We start from the raw sequence: 26,183 nt of genomic DNA, 5'->3' as shown, positions 1-26,183 counted from the left end.
TTTTCAATCTAAAGTTAGTCAACGATTGATTGAATGTGAATTCATTCAAAATAAGATAGGTAGGATATATAAGTTATAAGCAAATATTATCGGGTAAGATTAGGGAATATTGGATTTGTGTCTTGCCTAAATGAAGCCTAAACCTGCCAAAATAAGGCCAATCACAACAGCTGCCAGAATTAAGACTAAAACCACTACCATTATGCTAAGGAACCCGTTAAGGAGCTTTGTGCCAAAAGATAATTCATCTTCCATAATTCATATAATTTCCTACAATGTACATATTTATGACAATAAAATTACATTTGGAATGCCATATTTCGACTAAAAGTCAATCAGAATGGACCTTTTTGAGATGTAATACCTGAATTTTCGGTAAAAGGTATTTTACTTTTTTCACGATTTTTTATCCGGACTTAATTTTTTTCCTAGTTCTTCAAGTGAAATTCCCTTGGTTTCAGGCATCATAAATAATACAAATAACAATTGTAGTACCATCATAAATGCAAAAAACAGAAAGATTGGCCATGGGTTGTCCTTAAAGATACCATCATTGGCATCGAGGAATATGGGAGTAAGGAGAGTGATTAATGCCGCAAAGACCCAATGTGTGCCGGTACCCCATGATTGGCCAAAAGCTCTGACTTTATTTGGAAAAATCTCGGAAATAAAAACCCATATGACAGCCCCTTGTCCAATGGCGTGTGAGGCGATAAAAACGAGAATGAAGACAAGAAGAATAGTAGAACTGGCTCCGCTATAAAAACACCAGCCAACCATTGCGAGACTTATGATATAGCCCACAGACCCTATTTTCATCAATTCTCTTCTTCCCACTTTATCAATTAATCTTATCCCTACAAGGGTAAAAATTAAATTGACAACTCCTATGGAAATAGAACTGAATAAAGATTCACTGGCGGCCAAACCTGCTCTTTCTAAAATCTCCGGCGCGTAGTAAAGAACAAAATTAATTCCGGATAACTGATTAAAGAATGCAAGTAAAAAAGCGAGAATAAGCGGCTTTTTGTACTTGCTTGTAAATAATTTTTCTTTTTTTTCTGAAGCAATAAAAGAATTCTTTATTTCTTCGAGTTTTACCTGGGCATGTTCTTTGTTTGAAAGATATTCCAATACTTTTAATGCGCCCGCATCATCCTGTTTTTTTATCACCAACCAGCGTGGGCTGTTAGGTATTTTTAGAACCATTAAACTGTATATTAAAGCAGGAACAGCCTCTACTCCAAGCATCCAACGCCAATCATTAGCTCCATCAAAACCTTTAAATAAATAATTAGAAATAAAAGCAATAAAAATTCCAAAGACAATATTGAATTGATATAAAGCAACCAGCTGTCCTCGGTTTTTAGATGATGAAATCTCTGAAATATAAATTGGAGCTGCGACAGAGGAAGCGCCTACCCCGAGACCACCAATAAATCTGAAGAACGAAAACATGTAGGGATCAACGGCCAAAGCAGATCCCATAGCAGAGACAAAATATAAAACACCAATCCAGAATAAGGTTTTCTTTCGACCAAAAAGGTCGCAGGGGATACCTCCAAAAAGAGAACCCACAACCGTGCCCCATAAAGCCATAGACATTATGAAAGTACCATGGAACCATGGTGAAGTGTTCCACAATTCTTTAATTGGCAAATTGGCACCACTTATTACTACGGTATCAAAGCCAAATAAAAAACCCGCCAGCGCGGCGGTTAATGAAATTCTGAAAATCCTTTTGTCCATGGTTTGCTGAGTTTCGTAAATCTAGCAAAAAAAAGGAAGAGAAAATAAATTTGGAATGGAAGTCAGGCAGTCTTAGGTTTCAAAGAATCTAAAATACTTGTTTTTTTCTTTTTGTCAATTGCTCGGTCTAGCTGTTCTTTGGTCGGCTTTTTAGAGCCAGGTTTTGATTTTAAATCCCTATCTTTCTTAATGTCGTTATAAGGTAGAGAATCTATAGTAGTATTTTGATTTCTGTTGGGGTCATTCACTTCTTTTGCACTCTCCTTGCAGGAAATAGCACAAAACAAAAGACATAACAATAAGGTATGAAAAGGGGCAAATTTCATCAGTCTTATTTTCTGTTTAATCACAAAAGATATGCCAGTTTTTTATTAACAGGATTTTCCTTTGAACCACTACTCCATTAGGCGGATGATCTTATTTTGGTTTTCCATCCGAAATGCAATGAATAGCTATATTAATGTACGGATATGATTCATTACTTGGATGCTTGCCCCTTTGTTTTTATTAATATAGGAAACATTTATATTACCAGCCGTAAGTCTGAATTGAGAATCCAGTAACAGTTTATCTGCCAATTTGGTAAACTCTGCTTTATTATGCACAGGAAAGATGCCATTAAGCTTAACTAATTCTTCAGCTTCCTTAAACCCTGCATAATTAGGTCCAATAATTACCGGAATTCCAAATACTGCAGGTTCCAGAGTGTTATGAAGTCCATCTTCTGAGAATGCTCCTCCCACATAGGCTATATGGGCATAACTATAAATTTTTGTCAATTGTCCAATGCTATCCACTATCAGAACTTGCGGGTCTCCGGAAAAATTTTCTGAAGTTTCTGATAATAAAACAGAACTCTTATTAATACTTTGCCGCAGACGTTCTATATCCTTAGGGATAATTCTGTGCGGTGCGATTACATACTTTATATCATGCGAAGAGGCATTGATATAATCAACCAAAATTTCTTCATCCTGAGGCCAGGTACTGCCCATTACAAAACAGCTGTAATTTTGCGTTAAACTATCCATAAATTCCATTGAATTATTTTGCTGCAAGATTTCAGAAACCCTATCAAACCTTGTGTCACCACTAATCGTGGTATTATCCAGGCCAATAGAATTCAATAATTTTACGGATTCCGAATCCTGAATAAAAAAATGGGAAAACTTTTGCAATGCATTTCTCATAAATCCTCCGTACCATTTGAAATAGATCTGATCACTTTTAAAAATTGCTGAAATAAGAAGTGTAGGAATACCTTTTTTATGAAGTTCATTGAGCATATTAGGCCATATTTCATATTTTATAAAAATTGCAATCTTTGGTTGCAGGAGTTTAATAAATCTCTTAACATTATTAGTTGTATCCAGAGGAAGATAGGTTACCAAATCGGCCTCAGTCCTGTGCTTTATTATTTCATAACCCGATGGAGAAAAAAATGAAACTACAATTTTGAAAGATGGATATTCTGCTTTTAATTTTTCTACAATTGGCAAGCCTTGTTCATACTCACCAAGGGAAGCAGCGTGTATCCAAATAGTGGAATCTTTATCTGTAATATGTTTTTTTAATTCCGTAAAAACATGCTTTCTTCCATTTATAAAAAGGCTGACTTTGGGGCTGAAAAAAGCAATTATAGGTAAAAAGAGTGAGGTAATATTTATTGCTAAATTATAGAGGATATACACGTACTGAGAATTTGTAGCTAAAATACGCTTCTTTGTTAAATTTCATTGGTAGCAGTTCCTTATTTTTGTATTATTGCTCACTTAACAAGCACTTATGAAAAAGCTACAAATGGTAGACCTGGTTGGCCAGTACCAGGCGATTAAAAAGCAAGTAGATGAGTCCATAGCACAGATATTGAATTCTGCAGCTTTCATAAATGGCCCCGAAGTGCATGCCTTTCAAAAAGAACTGGAAGACTATTTACAGGTGAAGCATGTAATTCCTTGTGCTAATGGTACAGATGCCCTGCAAATTGCAATGATGGGTCTTGGACTTCAACCAGGGGATGAGGTAATTACTGCAGACTTTACCTTTGCGGCTACTGTTGAAGTAATAGCCTTATTAAGGCTAACACCAGTATTAGTAGATGTTGAGCCTGATACCTTCAATATTGATCCGATTGCCATTGAAAAGGCCATAACTTCCAAAACCAAGGCCATTGTACCTGTTCATCTTTTTGGGCAGTGTGCAAATATGGATGTCATTATGGAGATTGCCCAAAAACACGGGCTCTTTGTTATAGAAGATAATGCCCAGGCAATAGGAGCCAATTATACCTTTAAGAACGGAAAAAAGAAAAAAGCCGGCTCAATTGGACATGTGGCCTCTACCTCATTTTTCCCATCCAAAAATTTGGGTTGCTATGGAGATGGGGGAGCAATATATACAGATAATGACGAATTGGCTCATACAATTAGAGGAATTGTAAATCATGGAATGTATACCCGTTACCATCATGATGTCGTTGGAGTGAATTCGAGGTTAGATACTATCCAGGCAGCCGTTTTAAGAGCAAAACTGCCACATCTTGACTCTTATTGTAACCAGCGAAGAGAAGCTGCCCGCAAATATGTGAACGCTTTCCAGGGGCAGGATTTTATTATTTTACCTAAAACAGGGATTGATTGTTCCGGTATCTGTGAAAACTGCGATTGTCATGTATTTCATCAGTTCACAATTCGAATTATGAATGGTAAAAGGGATGAGTTGGCAGCGCATTTGGCGGAAAAGAACATCCCCTTCGGAATTTATTATCCAATACCTTTACACAAACAGAAAGCGTATATAGATAAACGCTATAAAGAATCTGATTTTCCCGTGACCAATGAACTTGTTAAGGAGGTTATATCCTTGCCTATGCATACCGAATTAGAGGATGATCAAATCTCATTTATCACCGATACGGTAATTCAATTCTTAAAAAATTAAATTATACACTTCCGTAATAACAGCAAATTGACCATCCATTTGAACTAAAAATATTTATATGAAAATACTTGTAACTGGCGGACTCGGATTTATTGGTTCGCATACCGTGGTAGAGTTGCTAAATTCCGATTATGAAGTTGTAGTTATAGACGATTGTTCAAATTCATCTGAAAATGTTTTAAATGGCATCTTTGCAATTACAGCAAAAAAGCCAGTCTTTGAGAAAATTGACTTACGAGAAAAAGAAAAGGTCAGGGATTTTTTCAAAAGACATACCGATATTAAAGGAACAATACATTTTGCCGCTTCAAAAGCGGTTGGAGAAAGTGTAGAAAAACCTTTATTATATTATGAAAACAATTTAAGTACTCTAATATATTTACTTCGTGAAATAACCGCAAATAAGAGGCAGAGTTTTATTTTTAGTTCATCATGCACTGTTTACGGACAAGCAGACCAAATGCCCATTACGGAAGATGCTCCTGTAAAAAAAGCCGAATCCCCTTATGGTAACACAAAACAAATTGGAGAGGAAATTATTAGCGATACATGTAAAGTAACTTCTGAATTGCAAGCTATCTCCTTAAGATATTTTAACCCTATGGGAGCCCACCCCAGCGCGGAGATAGGAGAATTACCCATTGGTGTTCCACAAAATCTGGTTCCCTTTATTACGCAAACGGGGGTTGGTTTAAGGGATCAACTTTCTGTTTTTGGCGATGATTATCCAACACCGGATGGTACCTGCATTAGAGATTATATTCATGTGGTTGATTTGGCAAAGGCCCATGTTGTGGCCTTAGAGCGACTATTGGCCGGCAACAATCCCCAGAACTATGAAGTATTTAACGTGGGTACAGGTATGGGTAGTTCAGTTTTGGATGTCATTTCAAGTTTTGAAAGGGTTTCAGAAAAAAAATTGAATTATAAAATTGTGAACAGAAGGGAAGGAGATATTACTGCAGCCTATGCTGATACTAATAAGGCCAATGAAATTTTGGGCTGGAAAGCAGGTTCTACTTTAGATCAGGCTATGAAATCTGCCTGGGATTGGGAACAAAAAATCAGGAATTAAATAAAATCTTTTGGGGATGAAAAAATTTATAGTTTTAATTGCCCTCATGATTACAGCAGGTATATATGGTCAAAAAACGTATATACAATGTGGTAATTTGTTAGATGTTCAAACAGGCAAAATATTAGCAGAACAGACCATAATTGTCTCGGGAAATAGAATAATAGAGATTCGGGATGGTTTTGTATTAGGTGATTCCGGCGATGAGGTTATAGATTTAAAGAATAAAGTTGTATTGCCTGGTTTTATTGATATGCACGTACACATTGAAATCGAATCCAACCCTAAAACGTATATAGACAGATTTACCTTAAATGATGCTGATGTAGCCTATAGGGCCTCAGTTTATGCCAAAAAAACACTTATGGCTGGTTTTACAACAGTTAGGGATTTAGGTGGTACCGGAGTCAATATCGCATTAAGAAATGCAATTAACAGGGAATTGGTTATTGGACCACGAATATATACGGCAGGTAAATCAATTGCAACAACCGGGGGACATGCAGATCCGACCAACGGACGCAGAAAAGAATTAGCCGGAGACCCGGGTCCTAAAGAGGGGGTGATAAATTCTCCGGAAGGTGCAAAAAAAGCTGTACGCCAGCGTTATAAAGAAGGTTCAGACGTAATTAAAATTACAGCAACTGGTGGTGTACTGAGCGTAGCTAATAGTGGTAAAAACCCCCAATTTACAATTGAAGAAATCAAAGCGGTTACACAAATTGCAAATGATTATGGCATGCTTACGGCGGCACATGCCCATGGCGATGAAGGAATGCAAAGAGCCATAAAGGGAGGCATAAAAACAATAGAACACGGGAGTTACATGAGTGAAGAAACCATGGAACTAATGAAAGAATACAATGCCTATCTGGTTCCAACAATCACAGCAGGAAAACAAGTGGTTGAAAAGGCAAAAATACCGGGTTTTTATCCAGCTGTTGTTGCTGAGAAAGCACTGGAAATTGGGCCATTGATCCAAAATACATTTGCCAAAGCCTATAAAAAAGGAGTAAAAATTGCATTTGGTACCGATGCAGGAGTTTTTCCCCACGGTCTTAATGCTAAAGAATTTGGTTATATGGTTGAGGCTGGGATGCCTGCAGAAGAAGCCCTACGTTCTGCCACAATAACAAATGCAGAATTATTGGGTATGAGCAATGAACTTGGACAACTAAAAGCAGGATTTTTGGCAGATATCATAGCTGTAGAAGAAAATCCGGTTAAGAATGTTACAACATTGGAAAATGTTGTATTTGTAATGAAAAATGGGATAATCTATTCAAAGTAAGTATACAAGAGTAAGGAGCTAGTTTCTATATGATACCTGAGTTTAATGAAAGTGAAGAACTAATAAAGTATGCTGATTCTAATAATCTGTATTTAGATCTTGTTTTACAATTAAAAAAGGATTTTGCCCTCGCTAATTTAACTTTGGATTTACCTGCTGATTGTAATCCGGATGAACTAAAATATTTACTTCAAAAAAATATTCAGTTTCTTATAGAGGAAAAGTTTTCAGATTTTTTGACACTTCTTTATATTGTGGATTTACCCGAAAATACGGCCAGACAAATTTTGGACACCGAAAAACAGAATATCAGTGATCACTATACCTTCCTTATATTAAAGCGGGTATGGCAAAAAGTGTGGTTTAGAAAACAGTACAAATAGAAGAAGTAGAGAATGCTATTTTAAAAATACATTCTTATAAAAGGGACCCAGGGATCGGCATAAATACTTCTGTCATCATGCAGCACATCATATTGTATACCAAAAGTAACATTCCTGGTACTGTATCCTACTCCCAAAAAAAGTGCTGTGGTCCAGTAATTTTCATCCAATAACAGGGAAGCCGAACTATAATTTGTGCTAACCCTTAACGGTTGAAGTACAGCTGATAATTGAATGGCACGGATTGGATTAAAAAAATTCAATATGCTTCCACCGTATGCCGTAAATTCAGAATCTCCAAATTTAGAATATTCAAAATTCAAAGATAATCCGGTAGCAAACTTCTCGCTTACCTGATAAATAGCACTTGGAGCAACAGCAATACTAAAACTATCACTTCCAAAACCAAAGCCCAATGCTCCTCCATATCGGACATTTCTCCAAAACTCATTTTGTGGCTTTAATTGCTGCGCAAAAGAAGTTAAACTCATAAAGGAAAATACTACTATTAAAGCAAAAGTTATATATCGGGATAAACGTTTCAATGCCATAAGCTATGATTTTCAATTAATACACTCCTAATATAATCTCATAAACTATTAATTATTGTATTTTTGATCTACTTTTTTACAATTAATTGAATTGGCGTACATGGATAGATATTCCTTTTTAAACACAGCACATACGTCTTTCTTTGCAGAATTATATGACAGGTATCTCACAAACCCTGACAGTGTAGAACCCAGTTGGCGTGCTTTTTTCCAGGGTTTTGATTTTGGAATGGAAAGTGCCCTGGATGAAGTGGGCATAGAGAGTCATAATGGACCATCTATGGTTGTTGACGGGAAATCAGTAGCGATTCCTGAAAACTTGTTCAAAGAATTTCAGGTGGTAAAATTAATTGATGCTTACCGTAGCAGAGGCCATTTGTTCACCAAGACCAATCCCGTTAGAGAAAGAAGAAAATATACACCTACACTTGATATAGAAAATTTTGGATTAACTCAAGGCGACTTAAACACCGTATTTAGTGCCGGTGAAGTGATTGGATTAGGTCCGAGAAAATTGAGTGATATCCTCAGCCATTTACAGCGCATATATTGTGATGCAATAGGTGTGGAGTATATGTATATAAGAAAGCCTGAAAGAGTTCAATGGATTCAGGAATGGCTGAATGTAAATGACAATCATCCCAATTTCGGCCAAGACCGAAAGAAACAAATACTTCGAAAACTTAATCAGGCTGTATCTTTTGAGGCATTCTTACACACGAAATATGTGGGTCAAAAAAGATTTTCACTTGAGGGAAATGAATCGCTTATCCCGGCAATTGATGCTGTTGTTGAAAGAGCAGCTGAAATGGGTGTAAAGCAATTTGTAATGGGCATGGCCCATAGAGGAAGACTTAACGTATTGACTAATATTTTCGGAAAATCTGCCAAAGATATTTTTAGTGAGTTTGATGGCAAGGATTATGAAGAGGAAATTTTTGACGGGGATGTAAAATATCATTTAGGATGGACCTCTGAACGTAAGGCTGATAATGGCAACAAAATTAATATGAACATTGCACCTAACCCTTCACATCTGGAAACTGTAGGTGCGGTGGTGGAAGGTATTAGCCGGGCAAAACAAGACACACATTATCCGGAGAACTTTTCTAAGGTTTTACCTATTGTGGTTCACGGCGATGCCGCAATTGCCGGACAGGGAATAGTCTATGAAGTAGTGCAGATGGCACAATTAGACGGTTATAAAACCAATGGGACCATTCACATTGTTGTAAACAACCAAATTGGTTTTACAACTAATTATCTAGATGGGAGATCTTCCACATATTGTACGGATGTTGGTAAAGTTACATTGAGCCCTGTATTACATGTAAATGCGGATGATGTAGAGGCAGTAGTCCACGCGTCCCTATTTGCTTTGGAGTACAGAATGCGTTTTAAAAGCGATGTTTTTCTTGACTTATTAGGATACAGAAAGTATGGACATAATGAAGGGGATGAGCCACGTTTTACACAACCTAAATTGTATAAGGCTATTGCCAAACATAAGAATCCGAGAGAGATATATTCCGAAAAATTAATTGACCAAGGTATTATTAATAAAGATTTTGTTAAAGAGTTAGAACAGGAGTATAAAGCAAGTTTAGAAGAAGAATTAGAAGATTCAAGAAAAGAGGATAAAACCATTATTACTCCTTTTATGGCGGATGAGTGGAGTGGTTTTCAAAATGTCCGTGAATGGGAAATGTTGGACGCTGTGGACACTTCTTTTGATAAGGCAAAATTAACTGAAATAGCAAAGACTATTACCCAGCTACCCAAGGATAAGAAGTTTTTACGTAAGGTTGAAAAACTCGTGGGGGATCGTAAAAAAATGTTTTTCGAAACGGATAAACTGGATTGGGCAATGGGAGAATTACTCGCTTATGGAACCCTATTGGATGAGGGTTTTGATGTTCGTATGTCCGGGCAGGATGTTGAAAGAGGAACTTTTTCACACCGTCACGCAGTGATGAAGGTGGAGGAAAGTGAAGAAGAGATAATGTTATTAAATAATCTGAATGATAATCAGGGAAGGTTTCAGATTTATAATTCTCTTTTATCTGAATATGGCGTAGTAGGTTTTGACTATGGATATGCCATGGCCAGCCCAAATACTTTAACTATTTGGGAAGCACAGTTTGGGGATTTTAGTAATGGCGCTCAGATTATGATAGATCAGTATATATCTGCAGCAGAAGATAAATGGAAATTACAGAACGGATTGGTAATGCTCTTACCTCACGGATATGAGGGTCAGGGTGCAGAGCACTCATCGGCAAGAATGGAAAGGTTTCTTCAATTATGTGCAAGAGACAATATGTATGTTGCAGATTGTACTACTCCTGCCAACATTTATCATTTACTAAGGAGGCAGATGAAGGCCAACTTCAGAAAACCTTTGATTGTATTTACACCTAAAAGTTTGTTGCGTCACCCAAAAGCAGTTTCTAGTGTTGAAGAATTTTCGAGCGGCGGTTTTCAGGAAGTAATAGATGACGCCGGTGCTGAAATTAATAAGGTTAGAAGCCTGGTTTTTTGTACAGGAAAATTCTATTATGACTTGCTGGCATTTAAAGATGAAAACAAACGTGATGATGTTGCTTTGGTGCGAGTTGAGCAATTATTTCCTGTTCCTGAGCAAAAAATGACCGCTATTATTAATAAATATAAAAAGGCAGATGATTGGGTTTGGGCGCAAGAAGAGCCCAGGAATATGGGAGCATGGAGCCATATGTTTACTCATTTTGGTGAAACACAAAAGTTTCGTGTAGCATCTAGACGTTTTTATGCATCGCCTGCAGCAGGCAGTGCTGTTCGTTCTAAAATAAGACAGCAGCAAATCATAGATTATGTCTTTGATAAAACCAAAGACAATATGACCAGGAGGGTTGTTAAAAGTGATTATAAGAAATGATGAGACCAGTACTAATCTTATTGATATTCTTTACACTTAAACTATTCTCTCAGGATGAGCAACCTAATTATGAAAGGTTTGTTTCAGTATTTACCGAACGGTTTAACAGTGGGGATTACGATGGCATTTACGATTTGTACGATGCGGGGATGAAAAATACATATACAAATATCGAAACCAGAAATTTCTTTGAAAATAATATAAACCGGTTGACGGGTGATATTAAATCCATGCAGTTTTATACGCTACGGGAAGGTGCTCATGTTTACAGAGTGGTTTTTGACAAATCGGTAGCAGATTTGACAGTTACACTATCGCCTCAGAGTAAGATAAACGGTTTGTTAATCTCCACACCAAAGCAGCTGGGGATCCCGATATTGAATAGGAATACAACATTCATGAGTTTACCATTTAATGGGGAATGGTTTGTATATTGGGGAGGTGTTACGGAAGCGCAGAATGATCATGTGAAAGAGGTGACACAGCAATATGCCTATGACATCATGAAGGTAATAGATGGTTCCTCTCACGATGGAGATCCTTTGCTTAACGAAAACTATTTTGCTTTCGGAGAAGATATCATTGCTCCATGTGATGCCAGGGTGGTTACAGTTATTGATGGGGTCCCTGATAATATTCCGGGAGAAACGAATCTGCAGCAACTTACAGGAAATACGATAGTTTTGCAGACTAATAAGGATGAGTTCATACTTCTGGCCCATTTAATGAAAGGTTCTATTTTTGTTGAGGAAGGGCAGGACATAAGGCAAGGAGAAATCCTTGCGAAATGTGGTAACTCCGGAAATTCAATGGAAGCTCACTTACATTTAAACTTGCAAAATGCTGCAGATATGGAAGATTCAATAGGGGCCAAATTATATTTTGACCGCATAAAGGTCAATGGAGAGATTAGATTGGATTATCTTCCGGTTAAAGAAGATTTTATTAGTAATAGTAATTAAAGAAACCATTATAAAAGTGTAAGGCATGATTTTAGAAATGAAAGTTCCATCTCCGGGTGAATCCATTACTGAAGTTGAAATAGCAGAATGGCTGGTTAGTGATGGAGATTATGTGGAGAAGGACCAGGCAATTGCTGAGGTAGATTCAGACAAAGCGACCCTGGAATTACCGGCTGAAGAAAGCGGTATAATTACCTTGAAAGCAGAAGAAGGTGACGCTGTAGCTGTTGGAGCAGTTGTCTGTCTTATAGATACAAGTGCTAAAAAGCCAAAAGATGGAGCTGTAAAAACCGAAGAACAAAAGGTTGATAAAACTAAAGTTACAGTTGAACATAAAGAACCTGCCAGGAAAGAAATTGAGAAAGAATCCTATGCTAAGGGAGTACCTTCACCTGCTGCCAGGAAAATACTTGACGAGAAAGGTATAGATCCTGCAAGTTTGAACGGAACCGGCAAAGAAGGTAGAATTACCAAAGAAGATGCAGTGAAATCTGTGCCTTCAATGGGTAGCCCTACAGGTGGAAGTCGTGGTGAGCACAGGACTAAACTTTCCATGCTAAGACGTAAAGTGGCGGAACGCCTGGTAGCTGCTAAAAACGAAACAGCCATGCTTACTACTTTTAATGAAGTAGACATGTCGGCAGTTTTTGCTTTGAGAAAACAATACAAAGAAATTTTTAAAGATAAATATGATGTAAGTCTTGGATTTATGTCGTTTTTTACCAAGGCAGTGATAAGGGCTTTGGAGATGTACCCTTCTGTAAATTCGATGATTGATGGTAAAGAGATGCTCTCTTTTGATTTTTGCGATATAAGCATTGCCGTTTCCGGGCCTAAAGGTCTAATGGTACCTGTTATAAGAAATGCCGAAAACCTTACTTTTAGAGGTATAGAAGCAGAAGTGAAACGCCTTGCATTGAGAGCCCGTGATGGACAGATTACTGTTGACGAAATGACAGGAGGTACTTTTACCATTTCTAATGGCGGGGTTTTTGGTTCAATGTTATCAACGCCAATAATAAATCCGCCGCAAAGCGGAATTCTCGGAATGCATAATATACTAGAACGACCTGTGGTTAAGGAAGGAGCAATAGTTATCGCGCCAATGATGTACGTTGCACTATCCTATGATCATCGAATTATTGATGGTAAAGAATCTGTTGGATTTCTGGTTGCCTTAAAAGAGGCTTTGGAAAACCCAGTGGAATTATTGATGGAAGGATCTCCCGAAAAAGCGCTTGAGTTGTAGATGCTTTTCGAGTAGAATGTCGCAAAGGTTATTTTTTATTTTTCAAAAATAAATTCCCGGAAGCATAATCAATCACAGCCTTACATTTTATTAGAATATCTGCCCCTATAATCCCGTCAACGGGAAGACACTTATGTGCTTTGAGGGCTTCATTTACATGAACCAGGTCAAAAACAACTATCTTTTGCTTTTGCTTTTTCCAACTGCCAATTTCAATTTTATTTTTTGTTGAAACAAGGGTTTCCATATCGGTAGCACCAGCCCCCGCTGCTTTGATTTTAGAGTCTTTTGAAACAAGTTTAAAATAACTGGCTTTATCAACCCCCACACATGTATTCGATGCTCCCGTGTCTAAAATAAAACGTCCGGTAATACCATTAATACTGGCATTAATCTCTAAATGATTAGTGCCGCTTATTATCAGGGGAATTTTAGAATATCCTTTATTCTTTAAAACTTTTTTCAGATTGAGCATCTAATATTTTTTTTGACAAAGATAATTCTATTTTTGCTCTATGATCATTACAGACACACACACCCATTTATATAGTGAAGCCTTTGATGAGGATAGGGATAAGGTTATACGAAATGCCATTGAACACGGAATTGAACGCTTTTTCATTCCGTCTATTGATGCTTCCTATACCAAATCAATGTTGGATCTTGAAATGCAATACCCCAAAAACATATTTCTGATGATGGGATTACACCCAACTCATGTAAAGGAGAATTATAAAGAAGAGCTCTTACATGTTGAACTTATGTTATCAAAAAGGCATTTCTATGCTATAGGCGAGATAGGAATAGATCTCTATTGGGATAAGACTTATTTAAATGAACAGCAGGAGGCATTTAAATTCCAAATACACCTGGCTAAAAAGTATGGCTTACCTATAGTAATTCATTGCAGAGATTCTTTTGACGAAATTTTTGAGGTGCTCGAGGAGGAAAAAGCAGAAGATCTTTTTGGAATATTTCATTGTTTTACTGGTACAGAAGAACAAGCCAAAAGGGCTTTAAGTTATAATATGAAGCTGGGAATAGGAGGGGTAGTTACCTTTAAAAATGGAAAAATCGATACGTTTTTAAACAAGATTGACTTGAATCATATTGTATTGGAAACAGACAGCCCTTATTTAGCCCCTGTACCCTATAGAGGTAAACGCAATGAAAGTGTATATTTACTTCAGGTATTAAAAAAACTCTCACTGATCTATGATTTGGATGAAAAGGTGATTGCAAATATCACGACGCAGAATTCAAAAGAGGTGTTTGGGGTATAGTGCATTTTTTAGTTTTTAAAGCATTTATTCTAGAATAATACAAAATAAAAAATCACTTTGCTAAATGAGCAAAAAAGTTAGCATTTTACTTATCTATACCGGAGGCACAATAGGAATGGTTAAAGACTACCCTTCGGGAACTTTAAGGGCTTTCGATTTTAATAAGTTGGTCAGTAATATCCCTGAATTAAGTCAGTTAGAGTGTAAAATTGAGAGTATTTCATTTAAAAAACCATTAGACTCTTCCAATATGAACCCTTCACATTGGGTTTCTATAGCTACTATAATTGAGAAGCATTACGACAGATATGATGGCTTTGTTGTACTTCAGGGCAGTGATACCATGAGTTATTCTTCATCTGCTTTGAGTTATATGCTTGAAAACCTTTCTAAACCTGTAATTTTTACCGGTTCACAATTGCCAATTGGGGATCTTCGTACAGATGCAAAGGAAAATCTAATCACTTCTATTCAAATAGCTGCCTTGCAAGAAAATAACCAAGCGGTAATACAGGAGGTTTGTCTGTATTTTGAATATAAATTATACCGTGCTAACAGAACTACTAAAATTAATGCGGAGCACTTTGAGGCATTCACATCATTAAACTTCCCTGCTCTGGCAGAATCAGGTGTTCATTTAAAGATCAATCAAAATTATCTTTTAAAAAATCAAAAAAACAAAAAGTTTAGAGTCCATAAAATAATGGATAGCAATGTTGCAATTTTTAAACTTTTTCCAGGTTTTAGTCGGGAATTGCTACAGGGAATATTGAACATACCTAACTTAAAAGGGTTGGTTTTTGAGACCTATGGTGCAGGCAATGCGCCTACCGATGATTGGTTGTTGTCAGATTTAAAGGGTGCTATAAATAATGGACTGCATATTGTCAATGTAACACAGTGTTCAGGGGGTTCAGTAATTATGGGCAGATATAGTACGAGTGAAGAGCTTAAGAAATTACAACTTATTGATGGAGGTGATATCACCACCGAATCGGCAATTACCAAACTTATGTATCTATTAGGTAGTGGTGTTTCGCATAAATCATTTAGAACAATTTTTGAAACGTCATTACGCGGAGAATTGACTTAAAATTAAATGGGTAAAGTTTCTTAAACCAATTTTTTTTTTGTTAATTGCTCGCCCTGTTATTTACAGAATAGAGAGGTGGCCGAGTGGTCGAAGGCGCACGCCTGGAAAGTGTGTATACATCAAAAGTGTATCGAGGGTTCGAATCCCTTCCTCTCTGCAATAAACTAGAAATTAGTATTTTACTTCGGGATTTTAAAGAAGTTAAATTCAGCTTTTTTGTTCCTAACATGAAGGATTTGACAAATTCAATTGCATCAGCCTTTTAATAGTATGAAGTTTTAATTTTTTAATTGTATTTTTTTTTTTAATTTTTTAATTGTATTTTTTTTTTATCTTTAACCCTATTAACTAACTAAATTTAAGTTTGAAAGAAATGAAAAGATTATTCTCGATCCTGGCCATAGCCGGGTTATTTGTTCTAAGCACAAATACAGTAAGCGCGAAAGCGAACGCAATAGTTTCTAATTTATCTTCAACTGTAGCCACGGCTGCAATTATGCTTCAGGATGAAGCAGCAGAAGAATCGGCCAAAGGTTTTACCCAGGTTTTAAAAGAGCAGTTTATTCAAGGTGGAGCTGGTTTTATGGGGATTGTTTTATTATGTTTGATTTTAGGTTTGGCTGTTGCCATTGAAAGAATCATTTATTTGAATATGGCAAGTACGAATACTACAAAATTGAAACAACAAGTTGAAGATGCTTTGGCATCAGGAGGTATCGAAGCTGCAAAAGAGATATGCAGAAATACAAAAGGACCGGTTGCTTCTATTTATTACCAGGGCTTGGACAGAGCAAACGAGAGTATTGAATCAGCTGAAAAAGCAGTTGTTGCCTATGGTGGTGTTCAGATGGGACAATTAGAGAAAAATGTTTCCTGGTTATCTTTATTTATAGCTATTGCACCTATGTTAGGATTCATGGGAACGGTTATTGGTATGATCCAGGCCTTCCAAAAGATTAGTGCTGTTGGTAACCTTAGTGCATCATTAATTGCAGGGGATATTCAGGTAGCTTTATTAACTACGGTTTTTGGTCTTATAACTGCTATTATTCTTCAGATTTTCTATAATTATATTATTGCTAAAATAGATAGTATAGTAAATGATATGGAAGATTCGTCGATCAGTTTGATCGATATGTTGGTAGACAACAAAAAATAAATCGCACACTAAATAATAAATATTATGAATAAAATTATTAAAATAGTATTGGTTGTTTTAGGAGCGTTATCTGCGATACTTTGGTATCAACTGCCAGGAAGAGATGTTCCGGCTTCAGAAGCGGTAGGAAGTGGTGCGATGAACTTTATGTTCATTATCACCTACCTTCTATTGGGTTTTGCAGTAGTCGTAAGTCTTGTTTTCACACTTAAGAATTTATTTGCAAATCCGAAAAGCCTGAAAAAGACCCTAATGGTAATTGGTGGGTTTGTAGTGGTTGTTCTCATTTCTTATGTTCTTGCTAGTGGTACGGATGTAAGTATTGAAGAAATGGCCGGCAGGGGTATTGAAACTTCAGAATCTACGATAAGAAGAATTGGGACTGGTCTCAATATGTTTTTTCTACTTGTGCTAATAGCAATTGCAGCTATGGTAATGGGTGCATTTAAGAATATGACTAACAAATAAAACATTTAAACTATGCCCAGAAGAGGAGGACCACCAGAAGTTAATGCAGGATCTATGGCAGATATTGCTTTCTTATTGCTTATCTTTTTCTTAGTTACTACTACTATTGAAACAGATGCGGGATTAGACAGGATGCTTCCGCCAATGGAGCCGCCAGACACAGACGTTGTTATTAAGCAAAAGAATATTTTTACGGTTAATATCAATAAAAATGGTCAGTTGCTGGTTGAAGAAGAGTTGCTTGAACTTAAAAATCTAAGAGCGAAAGCTATCGCATTTCTCGATAATGGAGGTGATGGTAGCTGTAGTTATTGTAGGGGTAAAAAAGATGCCAGTTCTTCAGATAACCCGTTAAAAGCAATTATATCTCTAAAAAATGATCGTGAAACCAAGTATGGCACCTATATAACAGTACAAAATGAGTTGGTAGGTGCTTATAATGACCTTCGAAATAGAGAAGCACAACGTCTTTACGGAAGAAACTTTACGGAAATGGAATCAGAATTTCTTAATCCTGAAACACCAGCGAGAATTAGGGATGAATTAAAAGAAAAGGTTCAGAAAGTACAGGGAATCTTTCCTCAAAAATTATCCGAGGCAGAAACATCAACTAGTAATTAACCTTGAGTTAAGTTATAATTATGGCAAAATTTAATAAGAAAAAAGATGGGGATCTACCCGCGGTATCAACGGCTTCCTTGCCTGATATTGTTTTTATGCTATTGTTCTTTTTTATGACTGTAACCGTAATGAAAGATAGCTCGTTAATGGTTATGAATACCTTACCAAATGCTAGTGAGGTGAAGAAGTTGGAAAAAAAGGATAGAGTATTGTACATCTATGTGGGTAAACCCACTCGGGAATATCAGAAGGTTTTTGGTACTGAACCAAAAATACAACTGAACGATAAATTTGCAAACGTTTCAGAAGTTGGAGATTTTATTTTGCAGGAAAGAGCTAAAAAATCGCAGGAATTACAGAATGTTCTAACTACTGCCCTTAAAGTGGATAAAGGTGCCAACATGGGTCTTATAGCAGATATTAAACAGGAGTTAAGAAAAGTTAACGCTCTAAAGGTTAATTATACTACCTATGAGGGTGATGCTTTTAGAAATTTGGAGTAAAGAATTAACTTTCATATTTAAATAATAGTAAAAAGCGCTTCAAAATATATTTTGAAGCGCTTTTTTTATACTCTTAGTTTCGTTTATTATTTACCTTTAAAGTCCTATGAAACGCTTTACACTATTTTTAATTTTGGGTTTCACTATAAATCTTTGCGCGCAGGAGAATGCTGAAGTCGAAGATCTTAAATACCTGGAAGATCAATTTTATCTTGGTATAACGTATAACTTTATACTGAATAAACCTAATGGAGTCACTCAGGGTAATTTTTCTTATGGATTACAAGGCGGATTTATAAAGGATATTCCTTTAAACAGCCGCAGGAATTTTGGAATAGGTATAGGTTTAGGTTATGCATATAATAACTATTACACGAACTTGTTTGTTAATGAAACCGAGAGTGGTCTCGAATATACTGTTCTTGATTCCGATGTATCTTATAAGCGCAATAAATTAGATACTCATGTTATAGAAATGCCCATAGAATTCAGATGGCGCACATCCACACCTAGTGATTATAAATTTTGGAGAGTTTACGCCGGAATGAAATTGGGCTATGTTGTAGGTAGTAGATCCAAGTTTGTCTCCAATGAGACAAAGATTTCTTTTAATAACTCCGATATTCGTAATTTCAGATATGGTGTTATGCTAAACTTTGGCTATAGCACCTTTAATGTGCATGCTTATTATGCATTAAGTAATTTGTTTAACGATGGTGTAACTACTATTGAGGGAGATTCAATTGAATTCCGACCTTTAAGAATTGGAATTATCTTTTATATTTTATAAAGCTATAACCAGAATTTGATAGTTAATAATTGGGACCCAAATCCAATTAGAAAACCTATAAAAACTTCAGCTCTGCTATGCCTGTTTAGATAGAGCCTGGCCGTAGCCAGGATTCCCGTTAACAAGGTAAAAAGACTTATGGCAATAATTATATTAATTTCAAAATGAATACTCAGGGCTATTAAAAACATGAGATAGCTACCTATTCCCACCATATGCAGACTGGTTTTAAATTTAAAAAAAATCAATAAAAGACACGCCATAGTAGCGCTTAGTAATCCAACAAAGAAAAAATTCACTTCAAGAATATAATTATTGGGAATTACCTTTATTATTATCATTAGTAATAAGGCAATTTCGATAATCAATGGATATTTACGTTCATTTATGCCCGGTAAAAAAATTGAACTTACAACTCCCAGGTTTTTCAATATAAGAAAGCTAATAATGGGAATGATGACAGTAAGTATGAAAATAGGCAATACATTGCCACTTTGAAGTTCAAGTGGGCTGTATTTCGGGGTTATAACAAAATAAGTAATGGTGCCGGCAATAGGCACAAAAATAGGATGGAATAAATGAGAAATTATCTTGAAAAACAGTCTCATTAAATCTGTTTTCTAAGACGTGCAACCGGTATGCCTAATTGTTCTCTATACTTGGCTACCGTTCGCCTTGCAATGGGATATCCCTTATCTTTTAGCAAAGCAGCTAATTTATCATCTGTGAGTGGTTTCTTCTTTTCTTCATCGTTTATTACAGTTTCCAATATACTCTTGATTTCCCTGGTAGAGACATCTTCCCCTTCTTCATTCTTCATTGATTCGGAGAAATATTCCTTAATTAATTTGGTGCCATAGGGAGTGTCAACATATTTGCTGTTAGCAACTCGTGATACTGTAGATACATCCATATGAATAGTATCTGCAATATCTTTTAAGATCATTGGTCGCAATTTGCGTTCATCACCGCTAAGAAAGAACTCTTTTTGATATTGCATTATTGCATTCATAGTGATATAGAGAGTTTGTTGCCTTTGCTTTATGGCATCGATAAACCACTTTGCAGAATCCAACTTCTGTTTTATGAACATAACAGCATCTTTTTGTGACTTGGACTTATCCTTTGCACTTTTATAACCAGCTAACATATTACTATACTCATTCGAAATATGAAGTTCTGGAGCATTTCTTCCATTTAAGGTCAATTCCAGTTCTCCATCCATTATCTTAATAGAAAAATCGGGAACAATATGTTCAATAACCTTATTACTGCCGGCGTAAGATCCACCTGGTTTAGGATTTAATTTTTCAATTTCTAATATAGCTTCTTTAAGCTCAGATTCATTTATATCATATTTCTGAAGCAATTTGTTGTAGTGCTTTTTGGTAAATTGCTCAAAGGACTTATCCAGAATGTTAATAGCTAATTCAATATTTGATGTTCTCTCTTTACGTTTAAGCTGAAGAATGAGACACTCATCCAATGTTCTTGCAGCAACACCAGGAGGATCCAATTCCTGGACAATTTTTAATACTCTTTCAATATCCTCTACTTCGCAATAGATGTTTTGGGTAAATGCTAAATCGTCTGCAATATCAGCTATAGGTCTTCGTATATAACCACTCTCATCAACACTGCCAACTAAAAATTCGGCAATAGCCCATTCCAGGTCATTAAGATATACCGTATTTAATTGATTAATTAGGTATTGATTGAAAGAGATACCGGCCGCATAAGGAATGCTCTTTTCATCATCATCCGGGCTATAATTATTAGCCCTCGTTCGATAATCAGGCACTTCATCGTCGCTTAAATAGTCATCAATATTAATATCTTCTGCTGTTATGCTTTCACTATCTGATTCCACTTCATAGTCTTCACTAAAATCATCGTCCAATGAACTTTTTTCTTCCTTGCCACTTTCTAAAGCCGGGTTTTCCTCAAGTTCCTGATTTAGACGCTGTTCAAATGCCTGTGTGGGAAGCTGAATTAGCTTCATCAACTGAATTTGTTGAGGAGATAGCTTTTGCGATAATTTAAACTGTAAGTGTTGTTTTAGCATAAGCTTGTATTCTTTTCCTATCTATAAAGTTAAAGAATTAATATTATGTAAAGACTTAGGCCTTAAAACTCCGCATTTTGTGGTGTTCTTGGAAAAGGAATCACATCTCTTATATTACCCATTCCTGTAGCGAATTGTACCATTCGCTCAAAGCCAAGTCCAAATCCGCTGTGAATGGCAGTTCCAAATTTCCTTAGATCAAGATACCACCAAAGTTCTTTTTCATCGATCCCTAGAGCGGCTATTTTTTCTTTTAAAACGTCAAGTCGTTCTTCACGCTGAGACCCTCCTGCAATCTCACCTATTCCTGGGAATAGAATATCCATGGCTCTTACTGTTTTCCCGTCTTCATTCAAACGCATATAAAACGCCTTTATTTTGGCAGGATAATCAAATAAAATAACCGGGCATTTAAAGTGTTTTTCTACTAAATAGCGCTCGTGTTCACTTTGCAAATCTGCACCCCATTCGTCAATTTGATATTTAAATTTTTTCTTTTTGTTTGGCTTGCTATTCCTTAAAATTTCAATTGCTTCAGTATATGTAATTCTTATAAAATCATTATCCACTACAAATTTCAGCCTATCTATTAGCGCCATTTCACCACGTTCCGCCATAGGCTTTGTTTTCTCTTCATCGAGAAGACGTTTTTCGAGGAATTCCAAATCCTCTTCACAATTTTCTAACACATAAGAAATGATATTTTTAATAAATTCTTCTGCCAGATCCATATTATCCTTAAGATCATAAAATGCCATTTCAGGTTCAATCATCCAAAATTCGGCAAGGTGTCTTGATGTATTTGAATTTTCTGCCCGAAAAGTAGGGCCAAAAGTATATACTTTACCCAATCCCATGGCATAGGCTTCGGCTTCAAGCTGCCCTGAGACCGTTAGATTGGTTTCCTTGCCAAAAAAATCTTCTTTATAATTTACGTCACCATTTTCAGTCAATGGCGGGGTTTTAGGATCTAATGTACTAACTCTGAACATTTCACCTGCCCCTTCTGCATCTGAACCTGTAATTATCGGGGCGTGAAAATAATAAAATCCATTTTTTTGAAAATATGCATGGATTGCAAATGAGAGGGCAGATCTGACACGCATGACGGCTGCAAATGTATTTGTGCGTATCCTTAAATGGGCCTGTTCCCTTAAAAACTCCATTGAATGCCTTTTGGGTTGAATAGGATAGCTATCCGGATCAGCCTCCCCATGAACAAAGATTTCCTGTGCTTGTATCTCAACGTTTTGGCCTTTTCCCAGACTTTCTACTAAGACACCCTTTATTTTTAAAGCAGCACCTGTTGCAATTTTCTTTAGCAGGTTTTCATTGAATTGTTCAAAATCAACAACACATTGGATATTTTTAATAGTGGAGCCATCATTTAAAGCGATAAATCGATTGCTTCTAAATGTTTTGACCCATCCATTTACTTCTACCTCCTGTTTTAAAGGTGGAGACTGAATTAGCTCATTTATACTGTATGATTTCATACGAGATCAATTCTAAATTTGAATGGCAAAGATAACTTTTTGGTAAAAACATTTGGTTCTAAAGCGCTTATAAAATACATGTCGCAAATCAACGACTCAATCTTCCGATCTACTTCCGGGTAACTCCTCTTTAGGAAGAATATCTATTATAGGTTTTTTGAGGACTTCTTTGTTTGCGATACTCCGTTCTAATGAAAGAAGAAGTGAAGGGAGCAAAATTAAATTGGCTAACATAGCAAAGAGCAATGTAGCGGATACTAATGCACCCAGAGCAACAGTTCCCCCAAAACTTGAAATTGTAAATACCGAAAAGCCAAAGAAAAGAACGATAGAAGTATAGAACATACTAACACCTGTCTCACGTAAGGCGGCATAAACAGATTTTTGAATTCGCCAATTGTTAGCAGACAGTTCTTGCCGGTATTTCGCCAGAAAGTGAATGGTGTCATCAACTGAAATCCCGAAGGCAATACTAAAAACTAATATCGTGGAAGGTTTAATAGGAACGCCTACAAAGCCCATAACCCCGGCGGTTATTGCCAAGGGTAAAAGATTTGGGATTAAAGAAATGACAATCATTCTGAATGAACGGAATAAATAGGCCATAAATAGAGCAATTAAAAGAATGGCAAGGGATAAAGAAAGCACTAAATTCTTCACCAGATATTTTGTGCCTTTTAAAAAAAGCAATGCCTTACCGGTCACATATACATTAAAACGATCTTCCGGAAAAATCTTCTTGATTTTATCTAGCATGGATTTTTCAATTTCCTCCATTCTTTCCGTGGGTACGTCTTTAATGAAAGTGGTCATCCTGGCAACCTGTCCAGTACTGTCAACAAAATTCTCAATTAAGCCCTCATTTCCCTGGGATTTTCGGGCCACATCCATAATAAAATTGTATTCCTGCGATGTGGGTAATTGATAATATTTAGGAATTCCGCTATAAAAAGCCTGTTTGGAATACTTTACCAAATTAACCACGGATATGGGTTTCGATAATTCAGGGGTCTCTTCAATCATTTCCCCCAACTCATTCATTTTTTTCAGAGTCACGGGTTTTAGAACTCCTTTTTTCCTTTTGGTATCTATAACAATTTCAATAGGCATGATTCCGTTGAACTCTGCATCAAAAAATTGAATGTCTTTATAAAACCCCATATTTTTAGGCATATCTTCAACAAGATTCCCGGAAATTTTAATTTTATAAATCCCAATAATACTAATTATTAATGCTAGTAAAGAGATTGAATAAATAGTTATCCTTTTTTCCCGAACTATATACACCATCCAGTTTACAAAAGCATCTATCCATTTTTTATTGAGGTGTCTCAGATGTTTTGTTTTTGGAGGGTACATAAAACTATACACGATTGGTATAATAAGTATGGAAAGCATAAAGATGCATAGTATATTTATGGAAGCCACTATACCAAATTCGGTCAAAAGTTTACTGTCTGTTATAATAAAAGTTGCAAAACCGCATGCGGTTGTAACGTTGGTCATGAGTGTTGCATTACCAATTTTTGATATTACCCTTTTTAAGGATAAAGCCTGATTTCCATGTTTTTTTACTTCCTGTTGATATTTATTGATCAGAAAAATACAATTGGGAATCCCAATTACTATTATGAGAGGTGGAATCAATGCTGTTAGAACTGTTATTTCATATTTCAATAATCCCAGGATCCCGAAGGCCCACATTACTCCAATTAGTACTACACACATTGAAATTAACGTTGCACGTATACTGCGGAAAAAGAAAAAGAAAATTAGGGAAGTAACAAGAAGTGCCGCTGCAATGAAAATTCCTATTTCGTCAACGATATGTTGAGTGTTCATTGTTCGTATATAGGGCATTCCGGATACCCTAACATCCATTTTGGTTTCCTTTTCAAAATCGGTAATGAGTGTATGAAGGTCCTTTAGAATAAAATCTTTCCGAACGGAAGTGTTTACAATATCCTTGTCCATATAGACAAGTGTTCTTATCGTTCCCGTTTCTTTATTATATAACAGGTTATCATAAAAAGGTAAATTATTGAACATAAATTGAGTTAGACTGTCCACCTCAATATTATTGCGCGGAGTCTGCTCAATTAACGGGCGTAGAATAAATTGTTGTTCTTCCTTGTCCCTTATAAGTTCCTTAAGATTATCTACAGATACAACATAGTCCACCTCGGGAAAAGCAGCCAATTGTTTACTTAATCTGTTCCATCTGTTAAAATTTTCAACTTCGTAAAGTAAACTGTCTTTAATAGCAAAGGCAATAGTATTTCCCTCTTCACCAAATTTATCAAGAAAATCTTCATAAGCAATATTCAGCGGGTGATCATCAGGGAGTAGATTAGCCTCAGAAGTCGAAAATTTCATATTCTTCCATTGAAGCGCCAAGAGAACAGTAGCTGCAACAATTAGAAAGAGGATAAGAATTCTATTTCTAAGAATAATTCTTCCAACCTTTGACCAAAATCCACTTGTAATCTTACTAACCATACTGTTATTTATGAATCCAGATTTTAAATACAGCTATAAATTAAATTATATGTGCTTCATTTGAAAGCCTGGTACTTATGCCCAATTGAATTATGAATTTGGACAATCTTTATTTACTATTGTATTTTAATCGCGGCAAAGGTAGAAAACAAGGAGGACTGTACCTAGAAACGCTTTATAAAATAGCGATTACAATCATATGTAACTCAAAGTACCATTTGCTTAAGAATTTATGTAAATTAGGGAGAAGTAAAAAAGCCAATAACGAAACTCCAATTAAGTAAAATTGGTTAAAAGGAATGATGTTATGCCGGATGAGAAAAATTATAGTAGAATTGCCATTATACTATACCGGGTATTAATAGTCATTTGTGCAATTATCGTTATTGCAGCAGTTATTGCAATTTATTTTGGAGGATAAATTAAACCTCCTTAAAAGCTTAGGTAATAACGTAAGGTCAATGACCGGTTATGGTGTGATATGCATTTGGTAAAATCAAGAATTAGACTTTCATAATCTCTGCTTCCTTTACATGAAGTATGCTGTCTATTTTTTCTGTGTAAGTGTTGGTCATTTCCTGTATATCAATTTCCGCGTTTTTTTCAAAATCTTCAGATATCCCCAGGTCTTTTATTTCTTTATTAGCCTCTTGTCTTGCGCTACGAACACTTATTTTAGCATCTTCTGCTTCCGATTTCGCCTGTTTTACTAATTGTATTCTCCTTTCCTCGGTTAGGGGAGGAACATTAATAATTACCATCTCACCATTATTCATGGGATTAAAACCCAGGTTGGCATTCGTAATGGCCGTTTCTATTTCGGAAAGCATACTTTTCTCCCACGGTTGAACAGATAGTGTTCGGGCATCAGGGGTATTTACATTTGACACCTGTGACAAGGGAGTCTGTGAGCCATAATACTCCACCATTATCGTCGATAACATCGAGGGGTTAGCTCTCCCTGCTCTAATTTTAACTAATGCCTTTTCCAAATGTAATATGGCTCCGTCCATACTTTCTTTGGTGGCCTCTAAAATAAATTTAACATCTTCGTCCATAATAAATTCTTATAACTTATTTACACAAACT

25 protein-coding genes and 1 tRNA gene are annotated in these 26,183 nt (G+C 36.1%); 15 read left to right on the top strand and 11 right to left on the bottom strand.

Features of this window, described 5'->3' with window-relative positions; all coding sequences use genetic code 11:
* Positions 1-126: 126 nt before the first annotated feature.
* The 4 genes from Q0X66_RS02720 to Q0X66_RS02705 form a co-directional block, all read right to left on the bottom strand.
* A complete protein-coding gene (locus Q0X66_RS02720; protein WP_297702949.1) occupies positions 127-255 on the bottom strand; it encodes a hypothetical protein in 129 nt (42 codons plus the stop codon).
* A gap of 141 nt (positions 256-396) precedes the next feature.
* Positions 397-1,749 (bottom strand): sugar porter family MFS transporter, encoded by a 1,353-nt coding sequence (locus Q0X66_RS02715; RefSeq protein WP_297702948.1) that lies wholly within the window; start codon positions 1,747-1,749, stop codon positions 397-399.
* Positions 1,750-1,811: 62 nt separating this feature from the next.
* A complete protein-coding gene (locus tag Q0X66_RS02710; protein ID WP_297702947.1) occupies positions 1,812-2,075 on the bottom strand; it encodes a hypothetical protein in 264 nt (87 codons plus the stop codon).
* A gap of 126 nt (positions 2,076-2,201) precedes the next feature.
* Entirely contained in the window at positions 2,202-3,440 is a 1,239-nt protein-coding gene (locus tag Q0X66_RS02705; RefSeq protein ID WP_297702946.1) for a glycosyltransferase N-terminal domain-containing protein, read from the bottom strand.
* A 94-nt stretch (positions 3,441-3,534) separates the two neighbouring features.
* On the opposite strand from Q0X66_RS02705, the gene Q0X66_RS02700 reads away from it, so the two are divergent.
* From Q0X66_RS02700 to Q0X66_RS02685, 4 genes are read left to right on the top strand one after another with little or no spacing between them, the layout of a single operon-like run.
* Positions 3,535-4,689, top strand: coding sequence for a DegT/DnrJ/EryC1/StrS aminotransferase family protein (locus Q0X66_RS02700; protein WP_297702945.1), 1,155 nt, complete (start codon positions 3,535-3,537; stop codon positions 4,687-4,689).
* Between the two features lie 58 nt (positions 4,690-4,747).
* Positions 4,748-5,764, top strand: a complete 1,017-nt coding sequence (gene galE, locus Q0X66_RS02695; RefSeq protein ID WP_297702944.1) for a UDP-glucose 4-epimerase GalE — start codon at positions 4,748-4,750, stop codon at positions 5,762-5,764.
* A 16-nt stretch (positions 5,765-5,780) separates the two neighbouring features.
* Complete coding sequence (locus Q0X66_RS02690) at positions 5,781-7,055, top strand: amidohydrolase family protein (RefSeq protein ID WP_297702943.1); 1,275 nt, start codon at positions 5,781-5,783, stop codon at positions 7,053-7,055.
* 29 nt (positions 7,056-7,084) lie between these two features.
* Positions 7,085-7,438: a hypothetical protein gene (locus tag Q0X66_RS02685; protein WP_297702942.1), complete on the top strand. Its 354-nt coding sequence runs from the start codon at positions 7,085-7,087 to the stop codon at positions 7,436-7,438.
* Positions 7,439-7,458: 20 nt separating this feature from the next.
* Here the strand turns inward: Q0X66_RS02685 and Q0X66_RS02680 are convergent, their stop codons facing one another.
* Positions 7,459-7,989: an alpha-ketoglutarate decarboxylase gene (locus tag Q0X66_RS02680; RefSeq protein WP_297702941.1), complete on the bottom strand. Its 531-nt coding sequence runs from the start codon at positions 7,987-7,989 to the stop codon at positions 7,459-7,461.
* A gap of 100 nt (positions 7,990-8,089) precedes the next feature.
* Between Q0X66_RS02680 and Q0X66_RS02675 the strand changes: the two genes are divergently transcribed.
* Genes Q0X66_RS02675 through odhB form a run of 3 tightly spaced genes read left to right on the top strand, consistent with a single transcriptional unit; the run spans position 8,090 to position 13,117 of the window.
* Positions 8,090-10,906, top strand: coding sequence for a 2-oxoglutarate dehydrogenase E1 component (locus Q0X66_RS02675; RefSeq protein WP_297702940.1), 2,817 nt, complete (start codon positions 8,090-8,092; stop codon positions 10,904-10,906).
* Positions 10,903-11,868 carry a peptidoglycan DD-metalloendopeptidase family protein gene (locus tag Q0X66_RS02670; protein WP_297702939.1) on the top strand — a complete coding sequence of 322 codons (966 nt, stop codon included), beginning with the start codon at positions 10,903-10,905 and terminating at the stop codon, positions 11,866-11,868. The genes Q0X66_RS02675 and Q0X66_RS02670 overlap by 4 nt, the downstream gene beginning before the upstream one ends.
* 25 nt (positions 11,869-11,893) lie before the next feature.
* Positions 11,894-13,117, top strand: coding sequence for a 2-oxoglutarate dehydrogenase complex dihydrolipoyllysine-residue succinyltransferase (gene odhB, locus Q0X66_RS02665; RefSeq protein ID WP_297702938.1), 1,224 nt, complete (start codon positions 11,894-11,896; stop codon positions 13,115-13,117).
* Between the two features lie 28 nt (positions 13,118-13,145).
* Here odhB and Q0X66_RS02660 read toward each other — a convergent pair whose 3' ends face one another.
* A complete protein-coding gene (locus Q0X66_RS02660; RefSeq protein WP_297702937.1) occupies positions 13,146-13,592 on the bottom strand; it encodes a retropepsin-like aspartic protease in 447 nt (148 codons plus the stop codon).
* A 40-nt stretch (positions 13,593-13,632) separates the two neighbouring features.
* On the opposite strand from Q0X66_RS02660, the gene Q0X66_RS02655 reads away from it, so the two are divergent.
* The 8 genes from Q0X66_RS02655 to Q0X66_RS02620 all read left to right on the top strand — a co-directional run bounded on the left by Q0X66_RS02655 (position 13,633) and on the right by Q0X66_RS02620 (position 19,034).
* The gene (locus tag Q0X66_RS02655; protein ID WP_297702936.1) at positions 13,633-14,400 is read left to right on the top strand and encodes a TatD family hydrolase; all 768 of its coding nucleotides are present in this window, start codon (positions 13,633-13,635) and stop codon (positions 14,398-14,400) included.
* A gap of 64 nt (positions 14,401-14,464) precedes the next feature.
* On the top strand, positions 14,465-15,493 hold the full coding sequence (locus Q0X66_RS02650) for an asparaginase (protein ID WP_297702935.1): 1,029 nt from the start codon (positions 14,465-14,467) through the stop codon (positions 15,491-15,493).
* 69 nt (positions 15,494-15,562) lie between these two features.
* Positions 15,563-15,650 (top strand) — tRNA-Ser (locus Q0X66_RS02645).
* 216 nt (positions 15,651-15,866) lie between these two features.
* Complete coding sequence (locus Q0X66_RS02640) at positions 15,867-16,652, top strand: MotA/TolQ/ExbB proton channel family protein (RefSeq protein WP_297702934.1); 786 nt, start codon at positions 15,867-15,869, stop codon at positions 16,650-16,652.
* Positions 16,653-16,676: 24 nt separating this feature from the next.
* Complete coding sequence (locus tag Q0X66_RS02635; protein ID WP_297702933.1) at positions 16,677-17,120, top strand: hypothetical protein; 444 nt, start codon at positions 16,677-16,679, stop codon at positions 17,118-17,120.
* Positions 17,121-17,132: 12 nt separating this feature from the next.
* Positions 17,133-17,741 carry a biopolymer transporter ExbD gene (locus Q0X66_RS02630; protein ID WP_297702932.1) on the top strand — a complete coding sequence of 203 codons (609 nt, stop codon included), beginning with the start codon at positions 17,133-17,135 and terminating at the stop codon, positions 17,739-17,741.
* Between the two features lie 20 nt (positions 17,742-17,761).
* Positions 17,762-18,244 carry a biopolymer transporter ExbD gene (locus Q0X66_RS02625; RefSeq protein WP_297702931.1) on the top strand — a complete coding sequence of 161 codons (483 nt, stop codon included), beginning with the start codon at positions 17,762-17,764 and terminating at the stop codon, positions 18,242-18,244.
* Positions 18,245-18,350: 106 nt separating this feature from the next.
* Positions 18,351-19,034, top strand: coding sequence for a porin family protein (locus tag Q0X66_RS02620; RefSeq protein ID WP_297702930.1), 684 nt, complete (start codon positions 18,351-18,353; stop codon positions 19,032-19,034).
* Between the two features lie 2 nt (positions 19,035-19,036).
* On the opposite strand, the gene Q0X66_RS02615 is transcribed toward Q0X66_RS02620, so the two are convergent.
* The 5 genes from Q0X66_RS02615 to frr form a co-directional block, all read right to left on the bottom strand.
* Positions 19,037-19,642 carry a hypothetical protein gene (locus Q0X66_RS02615; RefSeq protein ID WP_297702929.1) on the bottom strand — a complete coding sequence of 202 codons (606 nt, stop codon included), beginning with the start codon at positions 19,640-19,642 and terminating at the stop codon, positions 19,037-19,039.
* Positions 19,642-21,099, bottom strand: a complete 1,458-nt coding sequence (gene rpoN, locus Q0X66_RS02610) for an RNA polymerase factor sigma-54 (RefSeq protein WP_297702928.1) — start codon at positions 21,097-21,099, stop codon at positions 19,642-19,644. The genes Q0X66_RS02615 and rpoN overlap by 1 nt, the downstream gene beginning before the upstream one ends.
* A gap of 62 nt (positions 21,100-21,161) precedes the next feature.
* Complete coding sequence (asnS, locus tag Q0X66_RS02605) at positions 21,162-22,595, bottom strand: asparagine--tRNA ligase (protein WP_297702927.1); 1,434 nt, start codon at positions 22,593-22,595, stop codon at positions 21,162-21,164.
* A gap of 96 nt (positions 22,596-22,691) precedes the next feature.
* Positions 22,692-25,094, bottom strand: coding sequence for an MMPL family transporter (locus tag Q0X66_RS02600; protein WP_297702926.1), 2,403 nt, complete (start codon positions 25,092-25,094; stop codon positions 22,692-22,694).
* Between the two features lie 503 nt (positions 25,095-25,597).
* Entirely contained in the window at positions 25,598-26,152 is a 555-nt protein-coding gene (gene frr, locus Q0X66_RS02595) for a ribosome recycling factor (RefSeq protein ID WP_297702925.1), read from the bottom strand.
* Positions 26,153-26,183: the final 31 nt, after the last annotated feature.

Source organism: uncultured Eudoraea sp., assembly GCF_947260015.1.
In the GTDB taxonomy this organism is placed as follows: domain Bacteria; phylum Bacteroidota; class Bacteroidia; order Flavobacteriales; family Flavobacteriaceae; genus Eudoraea.
This window is presented reverse-complemented; position numbering and strand designations above follow the sequence as displayed.

What these genes read in the sequence shown, in the direction of transcription:
- Q0X66_RS02720 (WP_297702949.1), bottom strand. Translation starts at nt 255, where the DNA reads ATGGAAGATGAATTATCTTTTGGCACAAAGCTCCTTAACGGGTTCCTT.
- Q0X66_RS02715 (WP_297702948.1), bottom strand. Translation starts at nt 1,749, where the DNA reads ATGGACAAAAGGATTTTCAGAATTTCATTAACCGCCGCGCTGGCGGGT.
- Q0X66_RS02710 (WP_297702947.1), bottom strand. Translation starts at nt 2,075, where the DNA reads ATGAAATTTGCCCCTTTTCATACCTTATTGTTATGTCTTTTGTTTTGT.
- Q0X66_RS02700 (WP_297702945.1), top strand. Translation starts at nt 3,535, where the DNA reads ATGAAAAAGCTACAAATGGTAGACCTGGTTGGCCAGTACCAGGCGATT.
- galE (WP_297702944.1), top strand. Translation starts at nt 4,748, where the DNA reads ATGAAAATACTTGTAACTGGCGGACTCGGATTTATTGGTTCGCATACC.
- Q0X66_RS02690 (WP_297702943.1), top strand. Translation starts at nt 5,781, where the DNA reads ATGAAAAAATTTATAGTTTTAATTGCCCTCATGATTACAGCAGGTATA.
- Q0X66_RS02685 (WP_297702942.1), top strand. Translation starts at nt 7,085, where the DNA reads ATGATACCTGAGTTTAATGAAAGTGAAGAACTAATAAAGTATGCTGAT.
- Q0X66_RS02680 (WP_297702941.1), bottom strand. Translation starts at nt 7,989, where the DNA reads ATGGCATTGAAACGTTTATCCCGATATATAACTTTTGCTTTAATAGTA.
- Q0X66_RS02675 (WP_297702940.1), top strand. Translation starts at nt 8,090, where the DNA reads ATGGATAGATATTCCTTTTTAAACACAGCACATACGTCTTTCTTTGCA.
- Q0X66_RS02670 (WP_297702939.1), top strand. Translation starts at nt 10,903, where the DNA reads ATGATGAGACCAGTACTAATCTTATTGATATTCTTTACACTTAAACTA.
- odhB (WP_297702938.1), top strand. Translation starts at nt 11,894, where the DNA reads ATGATTTTAGAAATGAAAGTTCCATCTCCGGGTGAATCCATTACTGAA.
- Q0X66_RS02660 (WP_297702937.1), bottom strand. Translation starts at nt 13,592, where the DNA reads ATGCTCAATCTGAAAAAAGTTTTAAAGAATAAAGGATATTCTAAAATT.
- Q0X66_RS02655 (WP_297702936.1), top strand. Translation starts at nt 13,633, where the DNA reads ATGATCATTACAGACACACACACCCATTTATATAGTGAAGCCTTTGAT.
- Q0X66_RS02650 (WP_297702935.1), top strand. Translation starts at nt 14,465, where the DNA reads ATGAGCAAAAAAGTTAGCATTTTACTTATCTATACCGGAGGCACAATA.
- Q0X66_RS02640 (WP_297702934.1), top strand. Translation starts at nt 15,867, where the DNA reads ATGAAAAGATTATTCTCGATCCTGGCCATAGCCGGGTTATTTGTTCTA.
- Q0X66_RS02635 (WP_297702933.1), top strand. Translation starts at nt 16,677, where the DNA reads ATGAATAAAATTATTAAAATAGTATTGGTTGTTTTAGGAGCGTTATCT.
- Q0X66_RS02630 (WP_297702932.1), top strand. Translation starts at nt 17,133, where the DNA reads ATGCCCAGAAGAGGAGGACCACCAGAAGTTAATGCAGGATCTATGGCA.
- Q0X66_RS02625 (WP_297702931.1), top strand. Translation starts at nt 17,762, where the DNA reads ATGGCAAAATTTAATAAGAAAAAAGATGGGGATCTACCCGCGGTATCA.
- Q0X66_RS02620 (WP_297702930.1), top strand. Translation starts at nt 18,351, where the DNA reads ATGAAACGCTTTACACTATTTTTAATTTTGGGTTTCACTATAAATCTT.
- Q0X66_RS02615 (WP_297702929.1), bottom strand. Translation starts at nt 19,642, where the DNA reads ATGAGACTGTTTTTCAAGATAATTTCTCATTTATTCCATCCTATTTTT.
- rpoN (WP_297702928.1), bottom strand. Translation starts at nt 21,099, where the DNA reads ATGCTAAAACAACACTTACAGTTTAAATTATCGCAAAAGCTATCTCCT.
- asnS (WP_297702927.1), bottom strand. Translation starts at nt 22,595, where the DNA reads ATGAAATCATACAGTATAAATGAGCTAATTCAGTCTCCACCTTTAAAA.
- Q0X66_RS02600 (WP_297702926.1), bottom strand. Translation starts at nt 25,094, where the DNA reads ATGGTTAGTAAGATTACAAGTGGATTTTGGTCAAAGGTTGGAAGAATT.
- frr (WP_297702925.1), bottom strand. Translation starts at nt 26,152, where the DNA reads ATGGACGAAGATGTTAAATTTATTTTAGAGGCCACCAAAGAAAGTATG.